Origin of the sequence: Maribacter arcticus, from assembly GCF_900167935.1 — a bacterium.
In the GTDB taxonomy this organism is placed as follows: Bacteria; Bacteroidota; Bacteroidia; order Flavobacteriales; family Flavobacteriaceae; genus Maribacter; species Maribacter arcticus.
Map to the genome: position 1 here is coordinate 175216 of NZ_FUYL01000010.1, position 20053 is coordinate 195268.

Annotated in this window: 17 protein-coding genes and 1 other RNA gene; 11 read left to right on the forward strand and 7 right to left on the reverse strand. The window is 32.6% G+C overall.

From position 1 onward, the window contains the following. Positions 1-5 precede the first annotated feature (5 nt). Positions 6-1232, reverse strand: a complete 1227-nt coding sequence (locus B5X55_RS15525; RefSeq protein ID WP_079513541.1) for a peroxiredoxin family protein — start codon at positions 1230-1232, stop codon at positions 6-8. A 126-nt stretch (positions 1233-1358) separates the two neighbouring features. Between B5X55_RS15525 and pheT the strand changes: the two genes are divergently transcribed. Continuing rightward, positions 1359-3788, forward strand: a complete 2430-nt coding sequence (gene pheT, locus B5X55_RS15530) for a phenylalanine--tRNA ligase subunit beta (RefSeq protein ID WP_079513542.1) — start codon at positions 1359-1361, stop codon at positions 3786-3788. Here pheT and B5X55_RS15535 read toward each other — a convergent pair whose 3' ends face one another. Then, positions 3789-4361, reverse strand: coding sequence for a fasciclin domain-containing protein (locus B5X55_RS15535; RefSeq protein WP_079513543.1), 573 nt, complete (start codon positions 4359-4361; stop codon positions 3789-3791). 352 nt (positions 4362-4713) lie between these two features. Here B5X55_RS15535 and B5X55_RS15540 point away from each other — a divergent pair, with 352 nt between their 5' ends. Continuing rightward, entirely contained in the window at positions 4714-5289 is a 576-nt protein-coding gene (locus tag B5X55_RS15540) for a hypothetical protein (protein WP_317042728.1), read from the forward strand. Positions 5290-5303: 14 nt separating this feature from the next. Here the strand turns inward: B5X55_RS15540 and B5X55_RS15545 are convergent, their stop codons facing one another. Together B5X55_RS15545 and B5X55_RS15550 are read right to left on the reverse strand one after the other, a co-directional pair. Continuing rightward, positions 5304-6428: a hypothetical protein gene (locus tag B5X55_RS15545; RefSeq protein ID WP_079513544.1), complete on the reverse strand. Its 1125-nt coding sequence runs from the start codon at positions 6426-6428 to the stop codon at positions 5304-5306. 26 nt (positions 6429-6454) lie between these two features. Beyond that, positions 6455-8083: an ABC-F family ATP-binding cassette domain-containing protein gene (locus tag B5X55_RS15550; protein WP_079513545.1), complete on the reverse strand. Its 1629-nt coding sequence runs from the start codon at positions 8081-8083 to the stop codon at positions 6455-6457. A 180-nt stretch (positions 8084-8263) separates the two neighbouring features. Here B5X55_RS15550 and B5X55_RS15555 point away from each other — a divergent pair, with 180 nt between their 5' ends. Beyond that, complete coding sequence (locus tag B5X55_RS15555; RefSeq protein ID WP_079513546.1) at positions 8264-9646, forward strand: TlpA family protein disulfide reductase; 1383 nt, start codon at positions 8264-8266, stop codon at positions 9644-9646. Positions 9647-9684: 38 nt separating this feature from the next. Here the strand turns inward: B5X55_RS15555 and B5X55_RS15560 are convergent, their stop codons facing one another. Both B5X55_RS15560 and ffs read right to left on the reverse strand, forming a co-directional pair. Then, on the reverse strand, positions 9685-10491 hold the full coding sequence (locus B5X55_RS15560; RefSeq protein WP_079513547.1) for an SDR family oxidoreductase: 807 nt from the start codon (positions 10489-10491) through the stop codon (positions 9685-9687). Positions 10492-10581: 90 nt separating this feature from the next. Then, positions 10582-10680: signal recognition particle sRNA small type (gene ffs, locus B5X55_RS15565), an RNA gene on the reverse strand. A 133-nt stretch (positions 10681-10813) separates the two neighbouring features. Between ffs and B5X55_RS15570 the strand changes: the two genes are divergently transcribed. The 8 genes from B5X55_RS15570 (at position 10814) to B5X55_RS15600 (ending at position 18690) form a co-directional block, all read left to right on the forward strand. Then, positions 10814-11869 (forward strand): glutaminyl-peptide cyclotransferase, encoded by a 1056-nt coding sequence (locus B5X55_RS15570; protein WP_079513548.1) that lies wholly within the window; start codon positions 10814-10816, stop codon positions 11867-11869. 1 nt (position 11870) lies between these two features. Further along, positions 11871-12260 (forward strand): acyl-CoA thioesterase, encoded by a 390-nt coding sequence (locus B5X55_RS15575; protein WP_079513643.1) that lies wholly within the window; start codon positions 11871-11873, stop codon positions 12258-12260. Between the two features lie 25 nt (positions 12261-12285). Then, positions 12286-13818 (forward strand): hypothetical protein, encoded by a 1533-nt coding sequence (locus B5X55_RS15580; protein WP_079513549.1) that lies wholly within the window; start codon positions 12286-12288, stop codon positions 13816-13818. 147 nt (positions 13819-13965) lie between these two features. Continuing rightward, on the forward strand, positions 13966-14697 hold the full coding sequence (locus B5X55_RS15585; RefSeq protein ID WP_079513550.1) for a LytR/AlgR family response regulator transcription factor: 732 nt from the start codon (positions 13966-13968) through the stop codon (positions 14695-14697). Between the two features lie 137 nt (positions 14698-14834). Further along, entirely contained in the window at positions 14835-15011 is a 177-nt protein-coding gene (locus B5X55_RS18820) for a hypothetical protein (RefSeq protein WP_159447559.1), read from the forward strand. Positions 15012-15104: 93 nt separating this feature from the next. Further along, entirely contained in the window at positions 15105-17192 is a 2088-nt protein-coding gene (locus tag B5X55_RS15590; RefSeq protein WP_079513551.1) for a tetratricopeptide repeat-containing sensor histidine kinase, read from the forward strand. Positions 17193-17220: 28 nt separating this feature from the next. After that, positions 17221-17889, forward strand: coding sequence for a response regulator (locus B5X55_RS15595; protein WP_079513552.1), 669 nt, complete (start codon positions 17221-17223; stop codon positions 17887-17889). A 156-nt stretch (positions 17890-18045) separates the two neighbouring features. After that, complete coding sequence (locus B5X55_RS15600; RefSeq protein WP_079513553.1) at positions 18046-18690, forward strand: hypothetical protein; 645 nt, start codon at positions 18046-18048, stop codon at positions 18688-18690. 15 nt (positions 18691-18705) lie between these two features. Here B5X55_RS15600 and glyA read toward each other — a convergent pair whose 3' ends face one another. Further along, a complete protein-coding gene (gene glyA / locus B5X55_RS15605) occupies positions 18706-19980 on the reverse strand; it encodes a serine hydroxymethyltransferase (RefSeq protein WP_079513554.1) in 1275 nt (424 codons plus the stop codon). Positions 19981-20053: the final 73 nt, after the last annotated feature.

A 20053-nucleotide genomic window follows, 5' to 3' on the forward strand; every position in this document is an offset into this window, starting at 1 on the left:
GATGCTTATTTTTCATTTAATAATTCTGTAACCACCTGATTAAAATTCTTTTTAAACTCAACAAATTTATCACCTGTCGCCGGACCGTTAAAGCCGGTATGAATTTTTCTCACCTCACCTTTTTTATCAATAAATATGGTGGTAGGATACGATAAAATATGGTTTAACATCGGAAGTTTTTGCTGTGCTTCTACTTTATCCACTGAACCAAATTGGGCTAATAAAATTGGATATGAAAGTCCTGTTCTATCTTTTAAACGTTCAATTCCTTTAAATGCCTTTTCTTCTGTTTTTGCAGATTCAAATGCCAAACCAATGACTTTTAGATTCTCATTATCTTTCAAATAATCCACCAGAAAATTACTTTCATCTAAACAATTAGGACACCAAGTACCCATTAACTGAACAATTACTACTTTGTTTTGATATTCATCATCATCTAACGAAACCATATTTCCATCAGAATCTGGGAATATAAAGGCTAACTTATCGTAACCTTCATTTATAAATGTTAATGAATCAGGATCTGGCAATTCGTATCCATCATTTCTAGTCGACACAAATGGTTCTTTAAAATGATTGCCTGAATAAAAAATTCCGATCATACTTGAATCTGTAACTTTTGCCGTGAATAAAAAAGCGTGTGCGCCGTCGAATGCAGATAATTTCAACGAATCACCATCCATAACACCATCTAAATAGCGATAATCACCGGTAGTTGTTCTAAATGTTCCTGTTACACGGTTATCTTCTTGAAGAAAAATTCCCTTACCTACATATTCTTCATCAGAATCTGGACTAAAATAGGTTTCCCATATTCCTGATACATCTTTGTTCGCAATTTTAGTTTCAGAATCAAATCTTTCTTCAATTCCATAAATTGCTGTAAAGGGTACAATTCTATCTAAACTTTCCTTTATAAACTGTCCTTTTATTTCTGTATCGGTAAACGTACCTGCCAAATACCCTTCAAATACGGGTGTTTGTAGTATAATCGAATCTCCATGAATCACTATTTCATCAATCACTATAACTTCTTCTGCATTTATAATTTGCATGGTATAGATACCATTAACCTCTTTATTAACCTTGAGATTAAAAGGTAATACCTGATTATCCATCACATCAAGTTCAACACGCCATATACCTTCTTTCAAATTTGAATTTTGATTTTTTTCTTTACAACCAACTATAAGCATAAAAATGGTTAGTACTGCAATACCTAATCTCATATTCATTTAGAGTTTAATTTTCAATAAACGATTTAAATATTACAATTAAAAATTTAAATAAACACATCGTAGCTTATTGAATGTATACAGGCATTGTTTTATCTTTGCGCCCTATAAAAGATTTGAATGAAAATATCATATAACTGGTTAAAACAGTTCATACAAATAGATTGGGATTCCAAAAAAACAGGTGAACTATTAACTGATTTAGGATTAGAAGTAGAAGGTGTTGAAAAATTTGAATCTGTAAAAGGCGGATTGAAAGGAATTGTTGTTGGGCATGTTTTAACTTGTGAAAAACATACCAACGCTGATAAATTGAATGTTACCACAGTAGATATAGGTTCTGGTACTCCGCTTCAGATTGTTTGTGGAGCTAAAAACGTAGCAGCAGGTCAAAAAGTTCCTGTTGCCACAATTGGTACCACGCTTTATACGGCAGAAGGCGAAGCTTGGAAGATTAAAAAAGGTAAAATTCGAGGTGAAGAAAGCCATGGAATGATTTGCGCAGAAGATGAACTTGGTCTTGGAAGCAGCCATGATGGAATAATGGTGTTAGACAACGATTTAGCTGTAGGTACACCTTGTGCTGAGATTTTTGATATTGAAGAGGATGAAGTTTTTGAAATTGGACTTACTCCTAACAGAGCAGATGCCATGAGTCATTTTGGTGTGGCAAGAGATTTAAAAGCCGGACTAAAACAAAAAGAAATTTCAAAGGAGTTGATTACTCCTTCAACCAGTCATTTTAACATTAATGACCGTTCGTTAAAAATAGATGTAGACGTTATAAATACTGCTTTGGCACCTCGTTATTGTGGTGTAACACTTAGTGATTTAATCATACAACCCTCTCCTACCTGGCTTAAAAATAGGCTTAAAGCAATTGGTATAACTCCAAAGAACAATGTTGTTGATGCCACTAATTATGTGTTACACGAATTAGGTCAACCTTTACATGCATTCGATGCAGCTAAAATAAAAGGAAATAAAATTGTTGTTCAAACATTACCAAAAGGAACAAAGTTTGTAACTCTAGATGGTGTTGAAAGAACATTGCATGAAGATGATTTAATGATTTGTGATACCGAAAAACCTTTGTGTTTAGCAGGAGTATTTGGCGGGCTTAGCTCAGGAGTGACAGAGGAGACTACTTCAATATTTTTAGAAAGCGCTTATTTTAATCCGGTTTCGATAAGAAAATCAGCCAAAAGACATGCGTTGAACACCGATGCCTCTTTTAGGTTTGAGCGTGGTATCGATATTGAAAATGTTGAGTATAGCCTAAAACGTGCTGCCTTATTGATTAAAGAGATTGCTGGCGGTGAAATTACTTCAGATATTATAGACCTGTACCCAAATAAAACATCAAATTTTGAAGTGTTTTTAGGTTTTGAGAAGATAAATAAGCTCATCGGTCAAGAGATTCCTCAAGATACTATTAAATCGATATTGACTTCACTAGATATTAAAGTTAAAAATGTAACTGAAGCGGGTATGGGCCTTGAAGTGCCTTCTTATCGTGTTGATGTGCAAAGACAAGTCGATGTAATTGAAGAAATTTTGCGAGTTTATGGGTACAACAATATTGCCTTTAGCGAAAAATTAAATGCTTCTGTATCTACAACTGCAGCTACTGAAGACCATAAAATTCAATCAACTATTGGAAATATTCTAGCAGCGAAAGGCTACTATGAAATATTAACCAATAGTCTTACGAATCCTGATTATAGTAAACTTTTAGGATCTGAAGAAGACGAGAATAAATCGATTGAAATTATAAATCCATTAAGTGGAGATTTATCTGTATTGCGTAGAGCTTCATTGTTTTCTGCTTTAGAAACAGCGAGTTATAATATAAATAGAAAAAGAGCGAATCTTAAATTATTTGAATTCGGAAAAACATATCATGCTAAAGATGGTAAAAGAATAGAACCTAAATACTTAAGCATTTTATTATCAGGTGATACTATTCAAGATAGTTGGACAAATAAAGCGGTAACGACTAATTTCTTTGAGCTAAAATCAATAGTAAAAACAATTCTAATTCGATTAGGTTTAGATAACTTAAAAAGTGAACCTACTACTTCCACCCTGTTTTCAGAAGGTTTGAGCTTTACTTATCAAAAAAACAATTTGGTGTCTTTCGGACTGATAAAAAAATCAATCCTGAAAAAATTCGATATTAAACAAGATATTTTATATGCCGATTTCAATTGGGATGTAATTTTGAAACAACTTAAGAACACTCCAATCCTATTTAAAGAGATTCCGAAATACCCTGAAGTAAAAAGGGATTTTGCATTATTATTGGACGAAAAATCTACTTATAGAGAACTGTTTAATTTGGCCTATAGCGCAGAACGTAAGTTCTTGAAGGATATGACACTTTTTGATGTGTATGAAGGTAAAAACCTGACTGAAGGTAAAAAATCATATGCTGTTAGTTTCACCTTACAAGATGATAAAAGCACGTTGACAGAAAAGCAAATAGAAAAGATAATGTCTAAGTTACAAACGACATACGAAACTCAACTCGGGGCTTCTCTGCGGTAGTTAAAAAATTGTTACAGGCATAAAAACAGTGTCAATTTCATGGATTACACCATTAGATTGGTTTGAATCTGCAGTAACAATAACAGCTCGGTTACCAGATTTGTCAGTTAATACGATGTCAATACCGTTCATCGTTGCAGTTATCTTGTCCCCTTGTATAGTAGTGAACTTCGCTGTACCATTACCTCGGCACATCGCCTTTAAAATGGTGGAGGCAGAAAGTTTGTCTGCAATTATATGATAGGCTAGGATATCTCTTAATGCTTTCTTGTTCTTTGGGTCGTTTAGCTTATCAATTGTAATTTTTGAAAGCTTCTCGAACGCAAGGTTTGATGGTGCAAAAACAGTAAACTCACCATTATAACCCAGAACCTTATCTAAATTTGCTGCTTTCAATACCCTCATAAGAGTGGAATGACTTTCAAATGACGCAGTTCTTTCTATTATCGATTTTTCTGATGTTGAAAATTGTGAAACTGTATTCTTTATTTGGGTTACTTTATTATTCTGTGCATTAGATAAAACCCCTAAAAACAGGGCACACAGGAACACGAGGGATGTCCATTTTTTCATATAGTAATTTCTAAAGGGGTAAATGTTCTAATAATCGACAAACGGTTCGATTTCATCGTCAAGATACAATTTGAAGTAATATACAACTATACTGGATTAGTTAATAAATAAATTTTAACATTTTATTAACTTTTAATTAAGTTAAACAAGAATTAATCAAATTCTTTAAATAGCTAACTTTGAGTGTATTGCTAAAAAAAAGAACATGTTTCTACCTAAAACAAACATTGAAAAAAAACTAGCGAAGGCGAAATTATCGAGTGATATTTCAGAAAAGGATAGACTTAAAGAGGTCTATACCATTTTATGAAACTTAGATAATGAGTTAGAACGTATCGCAGAAAACATCACCATGAGCAATGGTACACCAAACAACAGCTTTAATTTTGATTTATTAGAGAGTTCTAGAATATATCATATAAACGACATTAAAAAAATTTGTATTGATTACCGCCTACGTTTTTTAGATTCTAAATATTTTAAAGGAGATATACCAGTCGAGGCATTATCAAAAGTTAAAGCCTTAGAAAAAGAACATGATTTAAAAATAAAAGGTTTTAAAATAATAGCACCATCTAAGCTTTTTAAGCTAGAAGATAAAGATGACCCTTTACTTTTTGCCCCAATCGGGAATGGATACCACTACCTAATTCACCAGTGGGGAAATGATCTACATCCATTAAGAAAAATAATTATGTGGCCATTTAAAGGCATGGTAAACTTAACTATCTTAGTCTTATTGCTTAGTTTCTTAGTTACACTTTTAATACCTGATGGCCTCTTTTCTAAATCTAATTCTACAACAGAGTTCTGGATTATTAATTTCTTTATGTTCAAGTGTATTGCTTCAGTGGTAATATTTTACGGCTTTGCATTAGGCAAAAACTTTAATCCGGCTATTTGGAACAGTAAGTATTTTAATAGTTAAACAACTTTATTCTATCAATTCACGAAAATAGTCTGTGGAACCCCATCTAAATCTATATTGTCGATTATTTTGAAATCTGGCGCAGGTGTTATTCTTAAGATTCCACCTTTGTTCACTTCGCCTTTCTTTTGATAACCAATGAGCATATAATTATTTTGCTCATCGTAACCAATAGAGGTTGTAGTAGCAATTCTATATTTTACATTTATATCAGATTCGGTTAGAAAATTCTCAAATAAATAAACAACTGTATTATTTGTTTGGAAGTCATAAATAGCCGGAACCATATCTATCTCAGTATTTAGCATTGCCTTTTGAAAATACATTTTACCACTAGAATCTAAAAATGAATCTTTAGTGGTTATAAAATCTGGCGCTGTATTTTCGCTATAAGTAGTATATGTTTTATCTAAAGAAATTGGGTCTAAAGTAGTATGCAATTCTGGGTAGCTTATTAATACTTGTTCAGAATTATTCTTAAATAGCTTTAAGGCATTATACCCTAAATCTAACTCTACAATTTGTTGAGTAGTATTTAAATCAAATACCGAAAGATGATACTCATCTGTAACAAATTCATTTAAGGTTAGAACAAATAATCTGTTTGAAGAAGTAATCAAGTCGACCGGCTTTTTATCTAGTGAAATATCTATATGGTTTTCGCCACTGTTATTTAATGAGATAATCCTTACTACATTTTGCATATCTTTCCCCAGAAGCTCTCTTTCGTACGCTATAAAAATTAACTCTGCCGTATGGGTAATTGCAGTAACTTCTATTGCACATGGGTCTAAATCCTGAAAAACTTGAAACGAGTTAGTTGTATAATTCGCAGCATTATATAATTCTATGTTAGCTTGACAGTTACTGGTATAATAAAAGCTGATTTCATCTGAATCACGAAATTTTACATATTCAGAAGGAATCTCGGAGAAAGAGGCAACTGAATTTTTCACAATTAATTCATCATTCGGTGTACCAAGAACAACTGCGTTCAAATTATTACTACTACTTAAAAAGACGGTATAATTTGTAGGTGCTTCAATAGCGATTTCTTCAGTACTTTCTTCTGATGATTTTTCGCATGCAACGAAACTAAGGGCCATAATAAAATAGGCCACAATATTGTAGGTTTTCATAAAACATCGATTTGGGTTAATCTATTCTATGCTTTTTCAGCGTACATCTTATTACGCTGCTCTTTTAATGTCTTGTCAGACATATACTCATCAAACGTTGAATACCTGTCAATGTTGCCTTTAGGAGTTAATTCTATGATTCTATTTGCCACCGTCTGTGCAAACTCGTGATCATGTGTTGTTAGCAGTAAAGTTCCTTTAAAATTCTTAAGAGAATTGTTGAATGCTGTAATACTTTCAAGGTCTAAATGGTTCGTTGGCTCATCTAACATTAAAACGTTCGCACGCATTAACATCATTCTACTTAACATACATCGAACTTTTTCGCCTCCGGAAAGTACCGTACACTTTTTAAGTGCCTCTTCGCCACTAAAAAGCATTTTACCTAAAAATCCTCTAATGTATACCTCTTCTCGCTCTTCTTCTGTTTTTGCATATTGACGCAACCAGTCTACCAAGTTGATATTATCGGTAAAGAAATCAGAGTTATCTGCAGGTAAATAAGATTGTGTTGTGGTTACACCCCATTGAAAAGTACCTTTATCAGCTTTTCTATTACCGTTGATGATTTCATAAAAAGCTGAAGTCGCTCTAGAATCTCTAGAAATCATAGCGATTTTATCTCCTTTAGCTAAATTGATATTAACATTATCAAAAAGAACCTCTCCATCATCAGTCGAAGCAGAAAGTCCCTCTACATTTAATATCTGATCACCTGCCTCACGATCTCTGTCGAAGATAATTGCAGGATATCTACGGCTAGAAGGTTTAATATCATCAACCTTTAATTTAGAAAGCATTTTTTTACGAGAAGTTGCCTGCTTACTTTTTGCAACGTTAGCACTAAAACGTGCAATAAACTCTTGCAATTCTTTTGCTTTCTCTTCTGACTTCTTATTCTGTTGTGCGCGTTGGCGGGCAGCCAACTGGCTACTTTCATACCAAAACGTATAATTACCAGAATATAGATTCAGTTTGCCAAAGTCGATGTCACCTATATCTGTACATACGGTATCTAAAAAGTGACGGTCATGACTTACAACAATAACCGTGTTTTCATAATCTGCTAAGAAGTTTTCTAACCAACTTATTGTTTCATAATCCAAATCGTTGGTAGGTTCATCCATAATCAAAACATCAGGGTTACCGAATAACGCTTGAGCTAGTAGCACACGTACTTTTAATTTAGAATCAACTTCAGACATAAGTGTAAAATGCAAGTCTGCACTAATACCAAGATTAGAAAGCAAGGCTGCAGCACTACTATCTGCATTCCAACCATTCATTTCTTCGAATTTTACTTGCAACTCCCCTATTCTATCTGCATTCTTATCGTCATAATCTGCATAAAGGGCATCTATTTCCTTTTTAATCTCATAAAGAGGTTTATTACCCATTACTACCGTTTCAAGTACGGTAAAAGTATCTGCAGAATTATGATTTTGCTCTAATATGGACATCCTTTTACCCGGCTCTAAATGAACATGACCAGAAGTTGGGTCTATTTGACCAGCAAGTATTTTCAAGAACGTAGATTTACCAGCACCATTGGCACCAATAATACCATAACAATTGCCCTGTGTGAAAGCAACATTCACTTCATCGAATAAAATTCTTTTTCCAAATTGAACAGATAGATTAGATACAGATAACATAGTAACAAAATTTTAAAAATCCGTGCAAAAATACTGAATTTATTAGCTTTTACTGCCTTGTTTGCCATCAATTTCACACAATGATTTTTAAGAGTATGCTCTATAACATTTAACTAGCTATTAACAACAACTGGTGATAAGGTTTGTTATTTTTGAAAGGTATCCAGTCTCTAATTCTATATGACAAGAATTCTACTCTCAACATTCATAGTACTCATAGTAGGTTGCTCAACGGCCAAAAAAGATTCAGATACGGTGCTTTTTGCCGGTGAAATTGTTAATCCTACAAGTACTCAAGTTATCTTGATGAAAGGCAGACAAAAAATTGATTCTGCACAACTTGATGAGAAAAACAGATTTAAGTTCGATTTACCTACTATTGAAAATGGTCTTTATCATTTTAATTTATCTCCAGAATATCAATATGTTTATTTAGAAAAAGGAGATAGTTTAATGGTTAGGCTTAATACCAGCTATTTTGATGAGTCGTTAGTTTTTTCTGGAAGTAACGAGGAAATAAATAATTTTTTACTAGAATTATTTTTAGCTGCCGAAGAGGAAGATTCTGCCATGTATACTGAATATTATGAGTTAGAACCAAATTATTTTTTAGATAAAATAAAATCGCTTAGAGACGATAAGCTCAGTCATTTAAATGAAATGAAATCAGAAACCACAATGTCTGATGGTGGTTATGAATTATTAAAAGGCAGTATTGACTATACGTATAACCGATATAAAGAGATATATCCTTTTCAACATAAGAGAAAAACTACAGAAGAAAATTTACATGATTTACCAAAGAATTTTTATTCTTACCGAAGTGAGTTAAATTATAATAATCAGCACCTTACCTACTTAAGACCATACTATGATTTTATGAAGGCCCATTTTGGAAATTTATCATACATGTCTTGTGTAAATGATTGTAACGATGGAAACTCAGGTACTGGCAAACATTTGCATTTTAATAAGCATAAATTACATTTAATTGATAGTTTGGTAATCGACAAAGAATTGAGGGACAATTTATTTAGAAATGTTGCCTTCGATTATTTACTCAAGAGAAAAGACGCACAAGAAAACACAGAAATTTTCTTAAAAGAGTTTAAGAATGTTTCTAAAAACAATATGCATATTGAAGAAATAGAAAACCTTTATCTAGGTATCGCAAATCTTCAGCCTTCTAAAATGATACCGAACTTAACTGTTGTATCATTTGACAATGAAAACAAAACATTGAACGAGATTGCGAAAGGTAAAAAAGTACTATTTTACTTTTGGTCAGGTTCTAACAAGAAGCAGTATCAAGAAATTTTTAAAAGGGTAGCTGAATTAAAAGAAAAAAGACCAGACCATGAACTAATCGGTATTAATATAAAGACCGATTACAATGATTGGAAAGTAATACTAAAAACCCTTCAAGTAGATACTTCTCTGCAGTATCAAAGCAATAATTTTAAAGAATTAACAGAGAAACTTGTATTATACCCAATGAATAAAGCGATAATCACAGATAATGGTATTATCGTAGATGGCTTCTCTAATATCTATTACAATTGATAAAACTAAGATTTGCATTTTTTTAAATGCAATATGTATTAAGAACTGTGATTTTCTAACATCTTTTCAAACCAGAGACCTGGCAATATACTCTTAAGTGTTAACGAAAATTTCTGAATGAAAGAACCAACCTGATAGTGAGGTTTTGGGTTTTTAGTTTCAATAATCTTTGCTATTTTTTTACCTACTTCTATTGGGTCTCCTCCACCGTCAACATCTGAATCAATAGCATCTAGCGTGTTTTTGTACATTTTCTTATAAGGAGAATTCTCATAAACTGGAGTGTGATACCTACCAGACGCAATATTCGTTGCAAAATCACCAGGTGCCAACGTAGTGAACTTTACACCAAATGTTTTGGTTTCCATCCGATAACTCTCTGTCACTAATTCAAGGGCAGCTTTCGAAGCTGAATAAATTCCTCTATAAGGTAATCCCATATAACCGGCTATAGAAGTAATATTAATTATCAACCCTTCTTTTTGCTTTCGCATGATAGGCAATACTTCGTTTATTACACTTAATGGTCCATTAAAATTAGTAGCAAATGCTTTAAGTACTTCTTCATGTGGAGTTTCTTCCATTGGCCCAGTAATGCCAATACCAGCATTGTTCACAAGAACATCTATTCGAGATTCTTTTTCAAGCAATGAGGCTACACAAGATTTTATGGTCTCTACATTACGAACATCCATTTCTAAAAGTGGAAAGTCTGAAAATGAAGGATATTTCAAGGTACTACGTGTAGTACCATAAACTTTATACCCTTTTTCTTTAAGATGTAAGCCTATTGCTTTTCCAATACCCGAAGACCCACCTGTAATTAGAACTACTTTTGTTTTCATTTTAAAGAAAAATAAGCGATGCTAAACTATACATTGAATTGGTTATGAATGTGTTACCTTTATTTAGATAATTTCAATTTAAGGCACAAAAAAAGGCAAGCTACCTACATCGCACCGCTACGACCATATACCCTTGCTGCGTTCCCGCCCTGGGGGATTCTACAGGAGCTGGTCGTGTAGGACTTGCCAGTTGCAAATATACAATCTTTTAAATCTTTCCCAATCCTTTTACTTTCTAATTTTTATGAATTAAATTGCCTGTCAAGAACCATGAATACTTCTTGTTAATAATCAACACATAATCTTAAATACCTTTTTCTTAATGAGAATAGTTAAATTAATTTGTATTGTTCTAATTCCCAGTCTTTTCATTGCTTGTGGTAGTGGAAATCAAAAAGCTTCCTCCCTCTTTGAAATAAATTTAGCTGAAAATGCAAAGCAGGTAAATCAAAATAAAGAAGTAGGTATTAGCATCAATAATAAAAAACAAAAAGAGATTGAACGTGTAATTTATAGTATAGATGGTGTAGAAATTCCACTAAACAATAATAAACTAATTATTAACGTACCAACATTGGGCAATAAAGTTTTAACTGCTAAAATTACGTTTGAAGGCGAAACAGTTGAAATTAACAAGAACCTAAAGGTTTTATCAGAGAAAGCTCCAGAAATATATACCTACAAGATTATTAATGAATATCCTCATGATACTGAAGCCTATACACAAGGTTTAGAATTTCATAATGATACATTATATGAAAGCACTGGAAAAAATGGACAATCCTTTTTAAGAAAATTAAATTATAAAACCGGGGAGGTATACAAACAGATAGATTTAGACAAAAGCTATTTTGGCGAAGGTATTACCATTCTAAACAATAGAATTTACCAGCTTACGTGGAAAAGCGGATTGGGCTTTATTTATGACTTAGATACCTTTAAAAAATTAGATAACTTTCAATATGGTAAAAGTCGTGAAGGATGGGGATTAACTAATGACGGTAAAAAAATATTTAAAAGTGATGGCACTGAAAAAATATGGTTTTTAAATCCGGATACCATGATGGAGGAAGGTTACATTGAAACCGTTACCAACTCTTCTGTATTTAATTCGGCAAATGAACTTGAATTTGTAGATGGAAAATTATATGCTAATGTGTACCAAAAGCCAAGTGCAATGATAATTGACAGTAAAACTGGGGCAATTGAAGGAGTTATTAATTTCAGTGGATTAAGCAATTTAATTACCAAAACAGAAAATTGGGATGAGTTAAATTACGTTTTAAACGGTATTGCCTATAATAAAAAGAGTCAGACATTTTTTGTGACAGGAAAATTTTGGAATAAAATGTTTGAAGTACAAATCCAGAAAAAATAAAATGAACGGATTTAAGAAAGAAATTATAGTTTCTGCAGACGATCTTGATGATTTAAACCATGTTAATAATGTACGTTACGTACAATGGATTCAAGATATTTCTAAAGAACATTGGCAAGCTAAAGCTTCTTCGCAAATGCAAGAGGAAGTAATTTGGGTTGTTCTTAGTCATCATATAGAATATAAAAATGCAGCAGTACTAAATGACCCAATCATAATAAGTACTTTTATTGAATCAAGTTCTGGGGCAAAATCAGTTAGAATTGTTGAAATGCATCATGGTATTTCAAAAAAACTATTAGTGCACGCTAGTACCGAATGGGTTCTTCTTAATAGCGAAAGCTATAGACCAGTTCGAATACCAGAAGAAATCAAAGAAATATTTCTTTAATTGATTTTATTTAAACAACCTATACGTGCGAAATCGAATACTAATCGCCTTCTCAATTCTACTCTGTATCTTATGGAGTACTTCGTGTAGAAAAGATTTCGAATACGCACCTAGCAATGGTAATTTGTCTTTTTCAAAAGACACGGTTTATTTAGACACTGTGTTCGCTAGTATAGGTAGTAGCACCTATACACTTAAAGTATTTAATGACACCAAAGATGATATCATAATCCCCAATATATCCCTTAAAAATGGCCCTGAAAGCTTTTATAGACTAAATGTTGATGGTGTTGCCGGTAAACAATTTAATGATATTCCAATTTATGCCCAGGACAGTCTATTTATTTTAATTGAAACAACCATAAGTATCATTGATGGTTCTATAAAAGAACTACTATATACCGATGCTATTCAATTTGACAAAGAGCCATTTCAGCAATCGGTAGAGTTGGTTACGCTGGCCAAAGATGCTATTTTCCTTTACCCAAAAGATAATTCTGAAATTGAATCTGAAACCATAAATCTATATAGGGATGAAGCAGGAAACCCTATCGATATATCTGGTTTCGAACTTAAAGATGAAGAGCTATACTTTACCAATAATAAACCCTTTGTTATATACGGTTATGCAATAATACCTGATGAAAAAGAATTGATAATTGAAGCTGGAGCACGAATTCACTTTCATAAAAATTCAGGTATATATGTGAAAGATGGCGCTAAATTAATAGTAAATGGTACATTAAGTAAAGATAGTGTAGCATTAGAAGGTGAGGTCATTTTTGAAGGTGACCGACTTGAGCCTGAATTTGCAGAAACCCCAGGCCAGTGGGGAGCTTTATGGATTACTGCCGGAAGTACAAATAACGCTATTAACCATCTAACCATTAAAAATGGGGAAATAGGTTTATTTGTTGAAGGATTATCAAACGACATTGAATCTACGTTAATCATTGAAAATAGCCAGATTTATAATAATACTAGATATAATTTATGGGCAAAAAATGCCAAATTAGAGGCTTCAAATCTAGTTTTAGGTGGTGCAGGTAGCTCATCCTTATTGATAGAAAATGGGGGTAATTATACTTTTATACACTCAACGATTGCAAACTATTGGAATAGTGGGTTTAGGTATAATACCGCATTAGAAATAAAGAATGACAGCCAAGAAATTGGTTTTGACCTTGTTAAAGCTGACTTCAAGAATTGTATTATTGATGGTAAGCGCCAAAATGAGATAAGCTTAATATCAGATAATCAGAATAGCTTCAATTTTAATTTTTTAAACTGTTTTATTAAATACTCACAAAACGATTCGTCTTCACCATTGAATAATCTATATGATTTTACAAAATCAGAATTATATTCTGACATCATATTGAATGGCGAAGTAGATTATTTTCTAACAACAAAGAATGATTTTAGAATTGGTTTAGACTCAGATATTATCGATAAGGGAGATTTAGATGCTGCTAATTATAGCCCTCTAGATATCCTAGGAACACAAAGAATACCTGCCCCCGATTTAGGTGCCTTTCAAGCTATAGAAAAAGAATAATGCCAATTTCGAGTTGTTATTTGACAGACTTTTCCTTCAAATGGCCCGTGAATAGGCATTTTATAACAAACTCCTCCGTTTTTATAAGGACATTCTTGACGTGAGTTGTTTGCTCTATATCTAAATTCGTAGTAGACACTATATCTTTTGGATTATACGTACACCATAATTGATTCTGATGCAGTTTCAAATTTGCAGTTACATGCTTTTTTGGATGAATATGGTGACTTTGATTGCATAAACACAACGACCAATCCTTCTGATGGTTTAAACGATATTCTGAAATACACTCCAGATATTGTTTTTATAAATCTTAATAATGACTATTCAGCCATTTTTCTAATGGTGATGGAGATTCATCAATACACGAACCAACTTCCTATATTAATTGGCATCGCTTCTACTAAAGATTATGCCTATGATGCTATTAAAAATGGTTTTTTTGATTACTGGCTTCAGCCTTACAATGAGTTCGATATACGTAAGTCATTATTAAAGCTTAAAAAAAGAATGCCAAAAGAAAAAGCACCTGTTACGCTTTGCTTAAAATCGTACAACGACTTCCAATACCTGAATACCAATGATATTCTATACTTGAAGGCAGATAATAATACTACCGAATTCTATATGAAAGACGGTACAATTACAAATGCCTTTAAAACTCTAAAGACTTTTGAAAATGCGCTACCTGGCAATTTTATGCGTATACACCAAAGTTATATTGTAAATACTACTTATGTCTCTAGAATAAATTTCGGCAAATCGATATGTGCTTTAAAAATGGTAAATGAACACATTCCATTTTCAAAAACATACCGAGAAAACATGGATAGTCTTAAAAATATCCTCTCAAAGAATACATTTTCTTCACAAAATTAAAGAATTCTCTCACAATTGGTTCATATACTAGCAGAACTAAGTCACTTACTTAAGGGATAACTATTTCCTTTATCTACTCATGTAACCATAGTACTTTGGCAGTATAATAAACCAAAAACCCCTAAAACACACAGAATATGAAAAAAGTAACAAGTATTTTAGCAGTAGCAGTAATGGCATTAGGTATGGCAACTTTCGTAATAGAAAACACTGCTAGTGAGTTTGATTTCATGAATGATATCTCTAAAGCCTTAGCTTGTGATGATTGTTCTTCTGATGTACCACCAAGACATGGGAAAACGCTAATAAGCTAGATTAAATTAATCTTATATAAAAAAGGCCTTTAACTATCATGTTGAAGGCTTTTTTTATATCTTGGTTTTTATGAAATTTAAAAAAATAATTTTTTGATTAAACGATATTTTTCATTTTTAATTCTAGTACAATTATGCTGTAGTTGTTCAGATACTGAACCTACACAAGTTGATTCATCTATTGCAATTTCAACTGATAGTATTCGTATATATATCAAAGAGAGTAAAAACCCCCAATCTACAGAGTTACAAAAATTATCGGTTTTAAATAAAGCCTATCAATTTGCATTAAATAGCCCCTCCGACTCCTTAAAAGCACAATATTTTTCAACCCTTTCAGAAAATTTATACGCAACGGCTGATAGTGCTTTATTTCGAAAAATCAATAAACAAGCGATTTCCCTGAACCTAAAAGAAAACGATTCGTTATCAATAGGAAATAGGTATTGGGATTTAGCACTTTTTTTTAATAGATATTCAGTAAAGGATAGTGCCTACTCTTCCTATTCGGAAGCACAAAAAGTATTTGAGACCATTAATGAGAAACAACTTTCTGGTAGAATGTATTGGAACATGGCCAAAATACAAACAGACATTAAAGATTATGTGGGTAGCGAAACTACCATAACCAAGGCAATTGAACGCTTTAAACCCTTAAATGATAATTTCTATCTATATCTTAGTTATAATGTTCTAGGTATCACTTTAGGCGGTTTGGGTGAAGTTGAGAAATCTCAAACCTATTACAACCAAGCGTTATATTATTTAAAACAAGAACCTTATGACAAAAAACTAGAAGCAACGATTATAAATAATATTGGTGTGGTCTTTAGAGAAAATAAACAATACAAAAAAGCAATACAAAATTTTAAGACTGTTTTAGAAACGGATAGTTTAGAATTAAAAAACCCAGATCTCTATGCCAAAGCTTTGAGCAATTTGGCATCAAGCAAATTGCACGATAATGATACTTTAGGAGTCAATAAGCTACTTTTAGATGCTATAGAAATAAAAAGCAGAGAAAACATGACCGCTAGCTTGGCGTCATCATATTTAAGCTATGCTGAATACAAAGCATATGCCAACGATACATTGACCGCAATTGGCAATGCAGAAATAGCTGAAGAGCTATCTGAAAAAAGTCAAAATAATGAAAGATTACTTATGGCTTGGGAATTTTTAGCGAAATTAGAGAAAAAAGAAGCAGCTAAGTACTTTCAAAAATATATTAAACTTAGTGACAGTCTTCAAAAAGAAGAACGAAAATTACAAGATAAATTTGCACGTATTCGTTTTGAAACTGATGAATTTATCGCTGAAAATGTAGAACTAGAGGGCGAGAAAGAAATACTCTCTAAACAAAAACAAATTTGGATTGGTATCGCAGCCGGTTTCTTTTTATTGGGGCTCTCTATCTATATTATTATTAATCAACGCGCTAAAAATCAAAAGCTTCGTTTTGACCAACAACAGCAAGCCAATAATCAAGAAATTTTCAATTTAATGTTGATGCAAAAACAAAAAGTTGAAGAGGTTAAACGTTTAGAACAGAAAAGAATATCAGAAGAACTGCACGACGGTGTTTTAGGTAAAATGTTAGGCGCACGTATGGTTTTGACCGGCCTAAATAAAAGAGCTACAGAGGAAGCTATTCAAGAAAAGTCAAAGGCCCTTGGTTCTTTACAAGAAATAGAACACGAAATACGATCCATTTCGCATGAGTTAAGCCACAGTGCATATCAAAAAATCAATAATTTCACTGACTCAATCGAATCATTATTATCTGGCGGAAATAAAAATATTAAAACCATATTTAATTACAATGAAGACGAAAGCTGGGATAGTTTAGAAGGTACTATCAAAATTAATGTGTATCGTATTATTCAAGAGACATTTCAAAATGCCATAAAACACGCGAATTGTACTATTTTCGAGATTACATTCTACAGAACTGACGACGTCTTTAACGTAATAATGAATGATAATGGTCGTGGTTTTAATATAAATAAAGGAAAAAAAGGTATCGGTATCAGAAACATAACTTCTAGGATAAACAAACTGAATGGTACGTATCACGTAGAATCAGTAGAAGGTAAAGGCACAACAATTTCGTTACAAATACCGGTTAAAAAGAATTTGATTAATTCTTCTGATAATAATACGCATCTTAAATACGTTTAGTAAATTACAATAGAATCTAAATATAGAAATGAATACTGTACGAATTTTAGCGGTAGATGATCATGAAATGACCACTTTGGGATATAAATATATTCTTGAGGATTCTGATTTTACTGATTTTAACGTGAAAGTTGAAATAGCCAAAAGTTTTGAAAAAGGTAAAAGTAAGATTGAACTATCAAAGCGAGCCATACCTTATGACATCATTCTTTTAGATATTCAGTTATTTTCACCAGAATCTAAAGACCCAAGAACAGGTATCGATTTAGGTATTGTTGCTAGAAATGAAGTACCTAACTCTAAGGTTGTTTTCATGTCTTCTTACAGCGATAATTATAGAATTAATAATATTTTTAAAACAGTAAATCCTGATGGATATATGGTTAAATCTGAGATAGATGAAATGTCTCTAAAAACCATGGTAGAAACCATCATGAACAAATCTCCGTACTATACCGCAAGTGCCTTAGCTGCTATTAGACGTAGAATGGCTAGTGATATTGTTATTGATGAGCAAGATCAAAAGATTCTGTATCATCTTTCACAAGGTATTCATACTAGAGACATTGCACCATTAATAGGCTCAGCCAACACAACTGTTGAGGCAAGAAAAAGACAACTAAAAGCACTTTTCGATATTAAAAATGGAAATGATTTAGCCCTAATTAATGAGGCTAAAACCCGTGGATTCCTTTAAAACCTACTAATATTATAATTAATTGAATATCAGTTAGTTAAAAATATTTCTATTGTTTTATAATAATATCCTCCAAATTTATAAGGTTTTCCTAAGGTGAAATAAATATGGTTAAAAGTATCTTTATCAAAAGAAAATTTTTAATACCAGCCTTGCATGCATTTTAATATCGACGATTTTATTAAAAAATCATTAATAAATTTAGACTACACTAAAGAGATTACTGGAATAGATGAATTTCTAAAATCGTTAGAGTTTCATTATTTTTCTAACATAAAATTAAAACGCAAAAGCTGCACGCTCAATTCCGTACACCTAGTATTAGAAGTGAACTGCAATATAGAATTGTTAGAATTATTCACTAATTTCAATACTGGTAGATGGGGCACAAGTAGTAAAAATGGTTCGCCACTACTGTGTAATTTAGAAATCTTAAATTCGAGAAATAACTGTAATATTGATATCGAAGAGCTCACCATATTCTTGAATGATACCAGCATTGTAATAAAACGTATTTACGATAATAGTATAGCATCACAATTCAATGACATATTAAAGCAAATTGCTTGCAACTATATCTTCTTAACAAAGGGTCTTACGCAAAAACCTTATGAAATTTTTATTCCCATATTTGAGGATAGTATAGATAACCTTGAGTTTGACGATAATCAGTCGAATATACTTCCGAAATCTTACAGTGAATATTGGGGCATTTACTTAGACAAAGAAGATGAAGCTTCTATTTTTGATGTACAAAGAAATACCTACGTTACAGGTAATCTAGAATTTTTATCTGAATAAAACCTTAAATAAATACTAGGCGTTAAAAATTGGCCTAGTATTCATCATTTCATTCACTTTACCCTTCACTTCGGAGATAACAATGTCATTTTCTGGGTTAGTTATAACCTGATCAATAAACTCAACTACTTTTTCCATATCACTTTCAACCAGTCCTCTAGTAGTAATAGCAGCGGTTCCAAAACGTATGCCCGAAGTTACAAACGGAGATTTATCATCAAAAGGCACCATATTCTTATTTGCAGTAATATCAGCAAGCACCAATGCTTTCTCAGCATCTTTACCTGAAATATCTTTATTTCTTAGGTCAATAAGCATCATATGATTATCAGTACCGCCAGATATAATATCATATCCTCTTTTTACAAATGCTTTTGCCATAGCATCAGCATTCTTTTTCACTTGTAATATATATGAGCCGTAAGAGTCTGTTAACGCTTCACCAAAAGCAATTGCCTTACCTGCTATAACATGCTCTAAAGGACCTCCTTGATTTCCTGGAAAAACAGCTAAATCTAATAAAGCTGACATTTTTCTTAGATTTCCATTTTTCAATTTAATACCAAATGGGTTCTCGAAATCAGTCCCCATCAATATTAAACCACCTCTCGGGCCTCTTAATGTTTTATGTGTTGTTGTTGTTACAATATGACAATGAGGAATTGGATTGTTCATTAGGCCTTTTGCAATTAAACCTGCTGGGTGAGAAATGTCAGCAAGTAGAATAGCATTTACACTATCGGCAATTTTACGAAAACGTTCAAAATCCATATCTCGCGAATATGCAGAGGCCCCGGCAATTATCAACTTAGGCTGTTCATTAGTCGCTATTTCTTGAATCTTATCATAATCTAATCTACCTGTTTCTTGGTCTACACCATAAAACACAGGATTATATAATCTTCCAGAAAAATTTACCGGAGAACCATGAGTTAAGTGTCCACCATGAGACAAATCAAAACCTAAGATCTTATCTCCAGGCTGTAAACATGCATGATACACCGCAGCATTAGCTTGCGAACCAGAATGCGGCTGAACATTTGCATAGGCAGCACCGAAAAGTTCCTTAGCTCTATCAATAGCCAATTGTTCAACTTTATCAACCACTTCGCAACCACCATAATAACGCTTACCTGGGTAGCCTTCAGCATATTTATTGGTAAGTACAGAACCCTGCGCTTCCATTACCTGCGGACTTGTAAAATTTTCAGAAGCGATTAATTCAATTCCGTTAATCTGACGTTGTCTCTCTTCTTCAATAAGATTAAAAATCGTGGTGTCGCGTTGCATGTTGCTATTTCTTTTAAATAAGATGCAAAAATACAAATAAGAGTACTTAATGAAATAAAAAAATGAACAAACA